14 protein-coding genes are annotated in these 13,359 nt (G+C 37.0%); all 14 read right to left on the reverse strand.

Translation table 11 applies throughout. The annotated features are described in order from the left end of the window. Positions 1-80: 80 nt before the first annotated feature. Positions 81-2,174: a glycine--tRNA ligase subunit beta gene (gene glyS, locus QDN89_RS02500; RefSeq protein WP_280768493.1), complete on the reverse strand. Its 2,094-nt coding sequence runs from the start codon at positions 2,172-2,174 to the stop codon at positions 81-83. Next, entirely contained in the window at positions 2,167-3,057 is an 891-nt protein-coding gene (glyQ, locus tag QDN89_RS02505) for a glycine--tRNA ligase subunit alpha (RefSeq protein WP_280768494.1), read from the reverse strand. Before glyQ ends, glyS begins: the two co-directional genes overlap by 8 nt. A 339-nt stretch (positions 3,058-3,396) precedes the next feature. Further along, positions 3,397-4,158 (reverse strand): DNA repair protein RecO, encoded by a 762-nt coding sequence (gene recO, locus QDN89_RS02510; protein WP_280768495.1) that lies wholly within the window; start codon positions 4,156-4,158, stop codon positions 3,397-3,399. A gap of 40 nt (positions 4,159-4,198) precedes the next feature. Next, the gene (locus tag QDN89_RS02515; protein ID WP_280768496.1) at positions 4,199-4,342 is read right to left on the reverse strand and encodes a YqzL family protein; all 144 of its coding nucleotides are present in this window, start codon (positions 4,340-4,342) and stop codon (positions 4,199-4,201) included. 185 nt (positions 4,343-4,527) lie between these two features. After that, entirely contained in the window at positions 4,528-5,436 is a 909-nt protein-coding gene (era, locus tag QDN89_RS02520; RefSeq protein WP_280768497.1) for a GTPase Era, read from the reverse strand. Continuing rightward, positions 5,429-5,827: a cytidine deaminase gene (locus QDN89_RS02525; RefSeq protein ID WP_280768498.1), complete on the reverse strand. Its 399-nt coding sequence runs from the start codon at positions 5,825-5,827 to the stop codon at positions 5,429-5,431. The genes era and QDN89_RS02525 overlap by 8 nt, the downstream gene beginning before the upstream one ends. A gap of 37 nt (positions 5,828-5,864) precedes the next feature. Beyond that, on the reverse strand, positions 5,865-6,263 hold the full coding sequence (locus tag QDN89_RS02530; RefSeq protein ID WP_280768499.1) for a diacylglycerol kinase family protein: 399 nt from the start codon (positions 6,261-6,263) through the stop codon (positions 5,865-5,867). Next, positions 6,241-6,711: an rRNA maturation RNase YbeY gene (gene ybeY / locus QDN89_RS02535; RefSeq protein ID WP_280768500.1), complete on the reverse strand. Its 471-nt coding sequence runs from the start codon at positions 6,709-6,711 to the stop codon at positions 6,241-6,243. Before ybeY ends, QDN89_RS02530 begins: the two co-directional genes overlap by 23 nt. After that, a complete protein-coding gene (locus QDN89_RS02540) occupies positions 6,708-8,963 on the reverse strand; it encodes an HD family phosphohydrolase (RefSeq protein ID WP_280768501.1) in 2,256 nt (751 codons plus the stop codon). The genes ybeY and QDN89_RS02540 overlap by 4 nt, the downstream gene beginning before the upstream one ends. Positions 8,964-9,083: 120 nt before the next feature. After that, a complete protein-coding gene (locus QDN89_RS02545; RefSeq protein ID WP_280768502.1) occupies positions 9,084-10,055 on the reverse strand; it encodes a PhoH family protein in 972 nt (323 codons plus the stop codon). Between the two features lie 6 nt (positions 10,056-10,061). Continuing rightward, complete coding sequence (gene yqfD / locus QDN89_RS02550) at positions 10,062-11,249, reverse strand: sporulation protein YqfD (protein WP_280768503.1); 1,188 nt, start codon at positions 11,247-11,249, stop codon at positions 10,062-10,064. Positions 11,250-11,267: 18 nt separating this feature from the next. After that, entirely contained in the window at positions 11,268-11,564 is a 297-nt protein-coding gene (gene yqfC, locus QDN89_RS02555; protein WP_280768504.1) for a sporulation protein YqfC, read from the reverse strand. 152 nt (positions 11,565-11,716) lie between these two features. After that, entirely contained in the window at positions 11,717-12,295 is a 579-nt protein-coding gene (locus QDN89_RS02560) for a hypothetical protein (RefSeq protein WP_280768505.1), read from the reverse strand. Positions 12,296-12,350: 55 nt separating this feature from the next. Next, the gene (gene floA, locus QDN89_RS02565) at positions 12,351-13,355 is read right to left on the reverse strand and encodes a flotillin-like protein FloA (RefSeq protein ID WP_280768506.1); all 1,005 of its coding nucleotides are present in this window, start codon (positions 13,353-13,355) and stop codon (positions 12,351-12,353) included. Positions 13,356-13,359: the final 4 nt, after the last annotated feature.

A 13,359-nucleotide genomic window follows, 5' to 3' on the forward strand; every position in this document is an offset into this window, starting at 1 on the left:
AGACCTTTATAAATCTCATTATTCTTGTCACTTGTTTTCTTGTTATATTATACCTTACCCATCTAATGACTGAAAGAATTCTATTCTTCCGAATGAAAGACGATCGCTTGAAAATCTGCAAATAAGGTAATGATTGCTGCTACTTTATTCATTTGCGCCAAACGATTTTGTTTTGTAGCTGAATCTTCAGCCATTACCATAATATGATCAAAATAATCATGAATAGCTGGCTCCAAACTTTTTAACTGCAGATAAGCTTCTTCCATTTGGTTTTCTTCTAAAAATGCGATAATTTTGCTTTGTTTTTCTTCAGCGATCATATGCAATTGTTCTTCTTGCTTTTCGATAAACAAAGATGGATCAACTGAAACGTTAGGATCCGTTGCCTTTTTGGATATATTGGTCACTCTACTAAATGCTTCAACATCTTTTTTGAATGATGGAGAAGATAGTTGTTTCATCAAGAACGTTCCTTTATTAACAATCGTGCTCACTCGTCCAAGTTCGCGAGTTAAGATCGCATCTATCACATCGTAACGTATCCCTGAATCCTGTAATATAGCTTTATAACGTAATTTCACAAAATCTGTTAAGCCTGTCATTATCTCGTCTTTACTGCGTTTCAATAAGCCGTTCCTGTCAGCTAAATCAATCGCTTCTTTCATGAAATCAAATAAATCAATGTCCCATGCTTCAGCTACAACAATTTGCATAACACCTGCTGTCTGACGTCTTAGACCGTGTGGATCTTGTGAACCGGTAGGAATATTTCCGATTGCAAAGCTTGTAACTAATGTATCTACTTTGTCAGCAACGCTAATAAACGATCCTATAGAAGACTTTGGTAAAGGGTCTCCAGATTGCTTTGGTAAATAGTGCTCTCTAATGGCTTGAGAAACTTCTTTTGACTCTCCAGACTTCATCGCATATTCTTCACCCATTCGACCTTCTAACTCTGGGAATTCATTGACCATGTGCGTCACTAAATCAACTTTGGATAAGTGGGCCGCTCGTTTTGTATCTTCTTTCTCTTTAGAAGAAGCACCAACTTTGTTCGCAAGATTAACAGCTAATTCTTCTACTCTTCTCACTTTGTCAGCAACAGATCCTAAATCTTCGTGATAAACTATCGATTCTAGCTTTGAAAAACGAGTATCAAATACCTTTTTTAAATCTTCATGATAGAAAAATTCTGAATCCGCTAGTCTTGCCCTGAGTACTTTTTCATTTCCTTTCTGAACATTTTCTAAATGGCGATGATCCCCGTTTCGAACGGTTACGAAATACGGCAGAAGTTCACCCTCGCTATTTTTTACTGGGAAATAACGCTGATGTTCACGCATAGAAGTCACAAGGACATCATCAGGAACACTTAAAAATCGTTCGTCAAAACTTCCATAGAGAGCCGTTGGATACTCAACTAAATTATTAACTTCTTCAAGTAAATCCTCATCAATTGGAATCACCCAATTCTCTTCTTCAGCCATACGTTCAATTTGCAAACGAATCGCTTGTTTTCTTTCTGATGGATCAACAATGACGTGCTCACTTAACAGTGCATTAACATATTGTTCCGCTTGATCAATTTCAATTTTCTTACCAAGAAAACGGTGACCATATGAATAACGGTCTGTTTGAACACCTGTCATTTCAAAAGGAATTCGTTCATCTCCAAATAAGGCAATTAACCATTTGATTGGTCTAACGAATCGAAGGTCATTAGCACCCCACTTCATATTTTTAGGAAAAGGAATGCTAAGAATGACTTCTCTTAATTCAGGAAGGAGTGCATTGACTGAGTTACCTTCAAAATGCTTCGTTACAAATACATATTCTTCTCCTTTTATTTCTTTAAAGTATAAATCATCAACGGACACCCCTTGTCCTCTAGCAAACCCCTGTGCTGCTTTCGACCATTCCCCTTGATTATCAATCGCTATTTTTTTCGATGGACCTTTCGCTTCTTCTTCTATATCTGACTGCTTCTCTACCAGTTCGGAAACAATAACTGCTAGACGTCGTGGTGTCGAATAAGCTTCTATTTTGTCGTAAGTTAATCGGCGCTCATTCATCCATTTTTCTGTTCTAATTTTGAGTTGATTCATAGCATCTGAAACAAATCTCGCTGGCATTTCTTCTAAACCAATCTCTAGTAAAAATGTACGATTACTCATCTTGATCATCCTCCTTCACTTTCAACATTGGGAATCCGAGTTCTTCTCTCACTTGATAATATTGTTTCGCACAATTACGTGCTAAATTTCTAACTCTACCAATATAGCCCGTTCTTTCTGTCACAGAAATGGCACCTTGGGCATCCAATAAATTAAAAACGTGCGAGCATTTTAATACATAATCATAGGAAGGAATCACGAGGTTTTCCTCTAGAGCTCGTCTTGCTTCATTTTCATACATTGCAAATAATTCAAATAACATTTTTGCATCTGCGACTTCAAAAGCATATTTCGACTGTTCAAACTCATTTTGCAAAAAAACATCTCCATACGTAAAACCATTGACCCACTCTAAGTCATAAACGTTTTCCTTATCTTGAATATAGGAAGCAAGCCTTTCGATTCCATAGGTGATTTCTACCGAGACTGGACTTGCATCTAGACCGCCTACTTGCTGAAAATACGTAAACTGAGTGATTTCCATGCCATCTAACCATACTTCCCAACCTAATCCCCATGCTGCAAGGGTTGGCGCTTCCCAATTGTCTTCAACAAAACGAATATCGTGCTCTTCTGGCTTAATACCCAATTCCGTTAAACTTTGCAAATAGAGTTCTTGAATATTATCAGGAGATGGTTTCATAATCACCTGAAATTGATGATGCTGGTATAATCGATTAGGATTTTCTCCATAACGTCCGTCGGATGGTCGTCTAGACGGCTCCACATAAGCAACGTTCCATGGTTCAGGTCCAATACTCCTTAAAAAGGTCATAGGATTCATCGTTCCTGCTCCCTTTTCCACATCATACGGTTGTAAAATCAAACAGTCTTGTTCTCCCCAAAATTTTTGTAACGTCAAGATCATCTCTTGTACATTCATACTTATCCCTCCATATATTCATTATTAACAGTTGCAGGGTGATAAAGATTTTTCAACTGCTACAGTTTTGTCTTCAAATTTCAATGCTAAGTATAATCATAAAAAAACTCTCGTCCCTATGTCCATTTAAACGGACATAGGGACGAGAGTAACCCGCGGTTCCACCCTACTTGCACGATACTCGTGCCACTTTAAAAAGTGTGCTCCAGAACGCCTTCCTTACTGTCAATACGCTTAGCTTCCACCATTCTAAGCTCGCTTTTAAGTATCGAGAGAGTAAGTACTACTTTCTATCCACGCACGCTATTTGCTTATTTTCAAAGCTTACTGAAAAATATGTCACCTGTCAATGTTTTCATTAGATAATCGCTCCATCTGATCTAAAAATCGCTTTGATTTGAGATTAACCCCTACATACTCTTGGTAATACATTTCAAGTACTTCTTTTAACTGTTTTTTTGTTTCATCTTTAACTGTAATATGACCAATTCTTGTTGGATTTAATTGCTGAAAAAGACGTAATAACTTCATTACGGTAGGTAACACTTTTAAGTGATAAGAGTCTTCCATAAGACATTTCCTGCAAAGCGCTCCTCCAAACTTCAGTGAAAACATAAAAGGAAGTTCAGGACTCCCACAATGAGAACATTGATGAAGAGTTGGTGTAGAACCAGTAAATGTTAACATTTTTGTTTCTAATATTCGTAATAAGATTTCACCATCTTCTCCCTCATCTAAATGATGAAGAAGTTGAAAAAGAAGTTCAAATAAATAAGGGTTACTTTCTTGATCTTCTGTCAATTTATCTAGAAGCTCTACCATATAAGCAGCGTATGCTGTTAACATTAAATCACTACGAATATTTCGAAATGAATCAAGAATATCTGCTTGATTTAATGTTCCTATCCCTTTTGACTTCTGATAAACGAAAGACCCATAAATAAATAGCTGTGAACTTGAAGCAAAACGACTTTTTGGCTTTTTAGCACCTCTTGCCATTAATGCAATTTTACCGTTTTCTCTAGAATAGATTGTTAAGATTTTATTCGTTTCCGAATAATTAGTTGTTCGAATAATAATACCTTCTATCTTATCCAACACGTTATCACCTGCATTCATTAAGGTGATCGAAAGGCCATCATTATTCTAGAGAATCATTCTCCTCCATCGAATCATCCTCTTCATCAGGGGATGATTCAGCTTGATCCTGATCTAGCTGTTTGTATAACAGATATGATTCAACATTGCCTGTCATGGAGAATACTCGCCAAGATAACTGCCTCATCTCGCCACTCCACCTTTCTTGAAACAGACGTAATAAATACGTTTCATATCTGTTATGATGGCCTTGATCTGCTATTTTCATGTCAAGGAAAAATTGACATTTCTACCTCTAATCTTCTAATAATAATTCTTCACTCGTCACTCGTCAGCTCCTACGCCAATGATCAAAGAGCTTTCGCTTTTCTTTTAATATTCGTCTTTATCGTAACCGAAGTCTCTTAAATATTTCGGTTTGTTTCTCCAGTCTTTTTCAACTTTCACATATAATTCAAGGAAAATCTTCGACCCCAGTATTTTTTGGATATCTTCTCGAGCTAATTTCCCGACTTCCTTTAACATTTTTCCTTGTTTGCCAATTATAATTCCCTTTTGTGAACTCCGCTCCACAACAATAACAGCACTTACATACACGGTGTCTGTATTATCCCTTCGTTTTACTTGCTCCATTTCAACTGCTATGGAATGAGGAACTTCTTCATGAGTTAAGTGAAGTACTTTTTCGCGAATCATTTCAGACATAAGAAAACGTTCTGGATGATCTGTCACTTGGTCTTCTGGATAAAATTGAGGGCCTTCATCTAAATAAGAGTAAACTTGTTCAAGGAGTTTAGGTACATTATTTCCATTGAGTGCTGAAACTGGAATTACTTCTGTGAACGTTAATAAGTTACTGTATTGTTGGATAATCGGCAAGATATCATCTGGGTGAATTTCATCAATTTTGTTAATAATTAAGAAAACTGGCGTATCAACATTTTTCAATCTTTCGATGATGAACTCATCTCCACGACCTTTCCCTTCTTTTGCATCAACAACAAATAATACAACATCGACTTCTCTTAGCGTAGTTTGAGCAATACTAGTCATAAAATCGCCTAGACGATGTTTTGGTTTATGAATACCAGGTGTATCAATAAAAACAATTTGTCCTCTTTCTTCCGTATATACTCCGTGGATACGATTTCTTGTCGTCTGCGGTTTATCACTCATTATCGCAATTTTTTGACCTAATATTTGATTTAGTAATGTCGATTTTCCTACATTCGGTCTACCGATTAATGCAGCGAACCCTGACTTTTTTTCTTGATTAACCATTTAAATCCTCCGGTGAAAAGGCTCCGGGAAGTAAATCCGCAACCGTCCATTCTGATGTATTATTTTTTAAATTCGTTAAAAACACTTTCGTTTCTGGCTGTAAGAGCTCTGACATCACTTGTCTGCATGCACCACAAGGCGAAACAGGTCCTTCTGTATCAGCAACAACCGCAATAGCCTCAAACTTCCTTACTCCTTCTGATACCGCTTTAAAAATAGCCGTTCGTTCAGCACAATTACACATACTATAGGCCGCGTTTTCAATGTTACATCCTTGATATACTTTACCGTCTTCCGATAAAAGTGCTGCCCCCACTTGAAATTTAGAATAAGGTACATATGCTTTTTCTCTAGCATTTTTAGCTTCGTTTAATAATTTTTCCATTTCCATTTCCATCATCCTTATCAAAAATTATATATACTACTACTTAAAACAATAATTCAAAAACTCTTGGGAGAAGAATCATCCCGCCAACAATCAACGCTGTCAATGCAAAAGCCAATACAGCTCCAGCAGCAACATCTTTGATTACCTTTGCTCGTTCATCATACGTTTGAACGACCAAATCGACTATATGTTCCAACGCAGTATTAATTAATTCCAATCCGATTACAGCTCCGATCACAATAGCAAGAATTGCTTGCTCTAATAAAGGAACTCTCAGGATTTGAGCTGCAATAAAGACAGTGACTGCTAATACAATATGAATTCGGAAATTCTGTTCATATCTCCACGTATAACGAATTCCTTTTGAGGCATAATCAAAACTCTTTTTTAGACGGCTCCACGAAACAAATGGTCGCTTATTTTTTGATTCCATGGGCATCAAGAATATCCTCTTGTTTAATAAACATTTTTTCTTCATTTTCTTTAGAATCATGATCATAGCCTATTAAGTGCAGGAATCCATGAACAGCCAAAAAACAGAGTTCTCTTTGAAAATCATGGCCATATTCTATTGCTTGAGCTTTTGCTCGAGGAATTGAAATGATAATATCTCCTAAAAGATTAGGCATACTCATTTGATCGCTATTTACTTCGTCGTCCCCTTCATTTAACGCAAAAGACAATACATCAGTCGGTCGATCTATGTCTCTGTATTCTTTGTTAAGCTCATGAATTCTTTCATCCGAAACAAACGTAACTGACAGCTCAGATTCTTTCGGTATCGCTTCTTTTATAAGGGCCGTTTCCAATACGTTGCCAACCAGCTTCTGCTCATCAGTGGATAAGGCATCCGTTTCATCTATGATATCGATAATATAAGTGGTCATTCTTTTTCCTCCTTGTCTTTTGAAATCTCATCGTCAGGGTACTCAATTCTCGAATGAAAGGTACCTTGTAATGTTTCACAAATGGATGTTGCTATCGTGTGAAGTTCTTTCATCGTTAAATCACACTCATCAAACTGTTCATCTTTTAATCGATCAGAAATTATTTTTCTTACAAGGCTTTCAATCTTCTCTTTTGTTGGTTTTTGCATAGATCTAACTGCAGCTTCTACACAGTCTGCAATTCCAACAATTGCCGCCTCTTTTGATTGTGCTCTAGGGCCTGGATAACGATAATCAACTTCTCGGACTTCCTCTCCTGATTCTTCGTTCTTTGCCTTATGATAGAAATACTTCAATAGTGTTGTACCATGATGTTGTTCAGCAATATCAATAAGTTCTTTAGGCATCTTATATTTTCTTAACATTTCGGCCCCATCGTATGGGTGTGCAATAATAATTGTTCTACTTAATTGCGGTGAAATCGTATCATGTGGGTTATCAATTTTCATTTGGTTTTCGATAAAAAAGTGTGGACGCCTTGTTTTTCCTATATCATGATAATAGGCTCCCACTCTTGCTAACAATCCATTCGCTCCAACAGATTCACAAGCTCCTTCTGCTAAGTTAGCTACGATTACGCTATGATGATATGTGCCAGGAGCTTCTAACAAGATCTTCCTTAACAAAGGATGATTTGGATTTGACAACTCGATTAATTTTGTCGTAGATAAAATACCAAATCCTGCTTCAAAAAATGGAAGGAGACCGATTGCTAACACAACAGAAATAAAACCTGCTATACCGGCGAAACCTAAATTTGAACCTATTTCGACCCATCCATACTGAGCATTTTTCAAAAGTAAAATAGCTAATACAACAAGAACATTAATAACAGACACAAAGATGCCTGTTTGAAGAATTCTCATCATGCGGTGCGACTTACTTAGGAAAAAGACCCCGGCTACTCCACTGAAAAATACAAGAATAGCGTGGGAGTAGTCTACAATACCGGATGCCTGATTATTAAACATAATACTAGCTACAATCGCAAAAACCATGCTAGTAAATAAAGCAACTCTTGAATGTAGTAATATCGTTATTAACATCGTTCCCATAGCAACAGGTGCAATATAAGTAATACCGTCAAGCTCAATAACGTGCATCATACTCACTAACTTTAATAGCATTAATGTTAGTGAATAGATAATCGTATACATTAACAAGTGTGTATTATTTGAACGCAATGATGTTTTTGCATCATTTAAGTAATATGCAAGCATCGTTATTAATAAACTAACAATAATAGCGAGACCTAAATACGGATAGCCCATCGTGATATCCTCAGTTAATCCAACAAGTGACAGTTGTTGATAAATTTCTGACGTGATGACTTGTCCTTCTTCAACGATTAACTGACCTTCTCTAATCATGACTGGCTCGACAAATTCTGCAGCTAGTTCTCTAGCTTCAGCAGTTGCTTCATCGTCTAACATGTAGTTTGCAGTTACACCATAGCGAGATATTTCTATCATAGCTCTAGTTAATTGAGGACTGACAGCTGACAGTTCCACTTTTCTTTCTACTTCATCTTTAGCAGAGTCTACTTGATTCATTTGTACTTCAACATTCATCACATCATACACAGCACTCGTCGTTGTTTCTTGTGCCATTTGCAAGTCATCCATAGACGCATTTAATAATGTTACCAACGTATCGTCAGATAGATTTTTTTCGGATTGTTCTGCTAAAAGATTACGAGTTCGGTCTAATTTTTCCTCATCTGTGAAATCTTCAATCTCAGTGTTCTGTTGGTCTTCCTCTTCAAAATCTTCGAGCTCTTCCTCCAACATTTCGATCTCATTTTCTCGATCTTCCACTTCTTCTTTTACTTGTTTAATGGTATGAAAGATATCTTGAATTCGCTCTATTTGATTTTGAGAGTACCTAGCCCTCAAAGAATAAACAGGCTCAACCGAATCATAAGCTTCTTGTTTTAATCGTTCTGTTTCTGTTTTATTTTCGATTGTTAAAGGCGAACGAATATCTGCTTCTGAAACGGTCCCTGTTTCTACTTCCAACGTATTAGGAATAATATTGGATACTAATAAACTGTATGTAACGATTCCTAAGATCACAAATAAAAATATTCGAATAAACCGATGATTTTTTAATTTTTTCCACCATATTTGTTGGTCAATTGACTTACGTTTGGCCACCATTCCCCACCCCATTTTAAAAAGCATCCATTGCATTCACACTGTCCACTTTTATGACTACCACCAGACATAGTCATTCATCTATCCCTCTTCGATAGATAGAGAGATAGATGACAATGAACAGTACATTTCATAAGAAAAGAAAAACTTCAAACATTATTTTGTTGAAGAGTCCTCTACCTCATATGCATCAATAATTCGTTGCACAAGTGTGTGTCGAACGACATCTGTGGATTCTAGGTGGATAAAGGCTAGTCCATCTACTCTTTTCAAGACATTCAACGCGACTTTTAATCCTGAATTCTTCCCTCTTGGTAAATCAATTTGTGTAAGGTCTCCTGTTACGACCATTTTTGAACCGAAACCAAGACGTGTTAAAAACATTTTAATTTGTTCTGCTGTCGTATTTTGTGCTTCATCTAAAATGACAAAAGAATCGTCTAACGTTCTTCCACGCATGTATGCTAATGGAGCAATTTCAATCGTTCCTCTTTCTAATAATCTTTCGGTGTGCTCTACACCCAACACATCATGGAGCGCATCATATAGTGGTCGCAAGTATGGATCGACTTTTTCCTTTAAATCCCCCGGTAAAAAACCTAAACTTTCACCCGCTTCTACTGCCGGTCTAGTTAGAACAATTTTCTTAACTTGTCCTTCTTTTAACGCATGAACAGCTAATACGACAGCTAAATATGTTTTACCTGTTCCAGCTGGACCTATCCCAAAGACAATATCATTTTTTCTAATAGCTGATACATAATGCCTTTGTCCTAGCGTTTTTGCCAAAATTGGTTTTCCCTTTGCCGTTACAGTAATTTTATCCTCATATAAATCAGTCATTTCATTTAATAACCCTCTATTTGCTAATTGAGAAGCATAGAGTACATCTCTTTCTTTCACGGATATTCCACTTCTAATTAATTTCAAAAGCATTCTTAAAATTTCTTCAACATTTTTTATTTTTTCTTCTTCGCCAACGATTGTTACCTCTTCTCCTCTTGCCATAATTTTTGTTGAAAAGGATTCTTCCAATCGTTGTAAATGTTTATCATTTGGTCCAAATAAAACTTGAACCTCGTTAGCACTTTGAATTGGTAATGCAATCGTTCGTTTATTTTCTATCAAATCGTCTCAGTCTCCTTGAATAATCGGTTGTTTTACCGCTATTTCATCCATGATTCGAAAGTGTAGGGATATCTTTACTTTACCACCGTCTACCATCTGGTGCAAAACTTTTTCATCTACTACTTCTGCTTTATCAGAAAACTTACCAAGTAACTCTTTTTTGCTCTCCTCACTCGCTATAGCAAGAGCTTCATCTTTTATTCTCTCTTTGTCTAAGGATTTTAACTCATATTCATCCGTGAACTTATAATTAAAGGGCATCGTTACACCGAACGGCTTCCATTTTATTGAAAAGGTTTCCTTTACTGTTTCTTCAGCGTCTAAACCTCTCCATCCCCAAATAGGTATCGTCACCTCTCCAATGCCAATTCCATGTTTTCTGTTAATATTCCCTGTAAGACTTTCTGCCATCAAATGGAGAGGTACCTTCACTTTAACTCCGTACCAAAACTCTCCAGTTACACTTCCTTTTGCTGCTATTATCCTTTGATCATCTTCTTTTCCAATTAATCCAGAAACGAGTATATCACCTTTTTCAACGACTTGATTTGTTTTAACCATCGCTTTTCCTTTTTCTACAAACATATCATGAATCACAGCTTTTCTTGAAGCAACTAGATGTCCCGAAATCGTTGGAGGAGCTTCTTCCACTATTTCCTTTTCAACTACTTGGAATTGATAGGACGCACCTTGCTTTGTGACGCCCACCCATGTAACCTCATCCATTTCGTTCATAATTTCTTGCTGGATTTCTTCAGGGGACGGCAAAAAATACTGAAATTTCCCTTTTTGGATACCTAATTCACTAATGGTTTCGTGCATTTTATGTTCCAGAGCAGGAGAAGCACCATCAATTTCAATTCCCCAAACCATATTAGATAGCGTGACAAGGAAAAGCAAAAATCCTATCACTCCAGCTACCATTCCTTTTCTTTGGTTTAGTTTACTTACTAAAAAGGGAATTCCTTTTTTTTCAATAAAAAATATTTTACAAGGAAGGTGCTTGGCCATTTTTTTCAGTTTCGAAAGGTCAGCTAATAAAACATTTGCTATGAATTTCTCCTCCTCTTCATATTTAATTTCCCATATGACAATATTTCTCTTCGCACATTGATTCAAAAATAATTCTGTAGAAACACCGGTCACTCGAATAGTCATATATCCTGAAGAACGCTGCACCCATTGATTTTTCATAGCTAAATCCCCTCTTTATTAAATGGTTTGGTCGTTTTTCCCATAGTAAGAAATTTGATGAATATATCCTTCAAGTAATATTTCTTCGGGTAAAATCGTCTTAATTACGAATCGTTCACCGGAAATTATCATTTCGCCTTCACTTAAGGCTAATCTAAGTTCATTGTTAGTGAATTTTATTAACCCTTTATGGTTTTCAATATAAATATGAACTTGCCCAATCATCGTGATCCTTGGCAAATCCATGACCACATCTTCAGGCAGGTCCATATGATCTACCATCCATCTTTTTATCCACATTTGGAATCGTCTCATACCGAACCCCCTCTTCCATCATATGTATGACTAGTTTTGAAATGCTATCACCTTAAAAAAGATTCAAAAGGGTAGAAAATACACTTTCCACATATCGATAAATGATCACACAAAAAAAGACGTGCACTATATAAGTGCACGCCTGACTGTTTTCACCTTATTTGTTTTCTCCGAGATTTTGGTTTCCCTAAAATCTCAGACCATATGACACCTTTAACTGCTTCATCTCTAGATATTTTACTGAAATCTAGTTTGATTTTATCTTTCTTTTGAAGAGTTAAATCATTATTTGTAATTGGGGAATTATCGGTTAAACTCCCTTTTTCTATTGCTTTTTGCTTTTGCTTTTGTATCCGCTCATACCTTTCGTTAAGCTCACTTTTCGATCGTTTGAGCTCTTCTTCAGCACCTCTAGGAAGCGATGACACAGTAGGCTCAGACTGACCTCTCGTTTCATATTGACGATTTGATCTGGATGCAGACGGTTGTGGTTCGGTTGGACGAGTTTCTTGACGAAAAATATCTTTCCAATCCACTTCTTGATCCTTTGACCCTCGTTGCTGAGTTTGCTGTTTTTGCTGTGAAGGGCGCTCTTGTCTAGTTTGTGGTTGCCCAGACTGCTTTTTCTGTTCTTCTTCTCCTCCACGACTACGAAGAAAGCTAATGATTGCAGCGATGACGAAAAAGAGAAGGAGCGGAGACTCAGCTATTAAATTGAATAAACCTTCCATTTCAGGTCGCTCCTTTCCTTAAAAGGAACAATGAGAAGTCCCTCTCTCATTCTTATTAGTAAGATCCTCTAGGGTTATTTTCATCATCCCCATCATCTGTTGCTTTACCGATGGAATCACGCATATCCGTATCCGCTTTAACGTTATTATAATTCATATAATCCATCACACCTAAGTTACCTTTACGTAATGCTTCAGACATAGCCATTGGTACTTCAGCTTCTGCCTCAACCACTTTCGCACGCATTTCTTCTACTCGAGCCTTCATTTCTTGCTCTTCGGCTACAGCCATTGCACGGCGTTCTTCCGCCTTTGCTTGAGCAATTTTCTTGTCGGCTTCTGCTTGATCTGTTTGAAGACCTGCTCCAATGTTTTTACCGATATCAATATCAGCAATATCAATAGAAAGGATTTCGAATGCTGTTCCTGCATCTAAACCTTTCTTTAGAACGGTTTGTGAAATCATATCTGGATTTTCAAGTACTTCTGCATGATTTTTAGCAGAACCAATTGTTGAAACAATCCCTTCACCAACACGTGCGATAATTGTTTCTTCACCTGCACCACCAACTAGGCGGTCAATGTTTGCTCTTACAGTAATTCTAGCTTTTGCTTTTACTTCAATACCATCCATTGCTACACCAGCAATAAACGGCGTTTCAATTACTTTTGGATTTACACTCATTTGAACGGCTTCAAGTACGTCACGTCCAGCTAAGTCAATAGCTGCACAACGCTCGAAAGTCAATTCAATGTTGGCACGTTGAGCCGCAATCAATGCGTTTACTACTCTATCAACGTTACCACCTGCTAAGTAATGACCCTCTAGTTTATTTGTATTTAGTTCTAGTCCTGCTTTAACAGCTTTAATCAGTGGGTTTACGACACGATGCGGAATAACCCGACGAAGCCTCATCCCAACAAGCTGGAAAATTCCAACTTTAACACCGGCAGCCCATGCTGAAATCCATAAAGCTACTGGAACAAATGTAAATAATACTGCTACTGCTACAATGATAAGTCCTATGACTATCAATAAACCAATTTCTTCTGTAATCATCTGT

Origin of the sequence: Salipaludibacillus daqingensis, assembly GCF_029891575.1 — a bacterium.
In the GTDB taxonomy this organism is placed as follows: domain Bacteria; phylum Bacillota; class Bacilli; order Bacillales; family Salisediminibacteriaceae; genus Salipaludibacillus; species Salipaludibacillus daqingensis.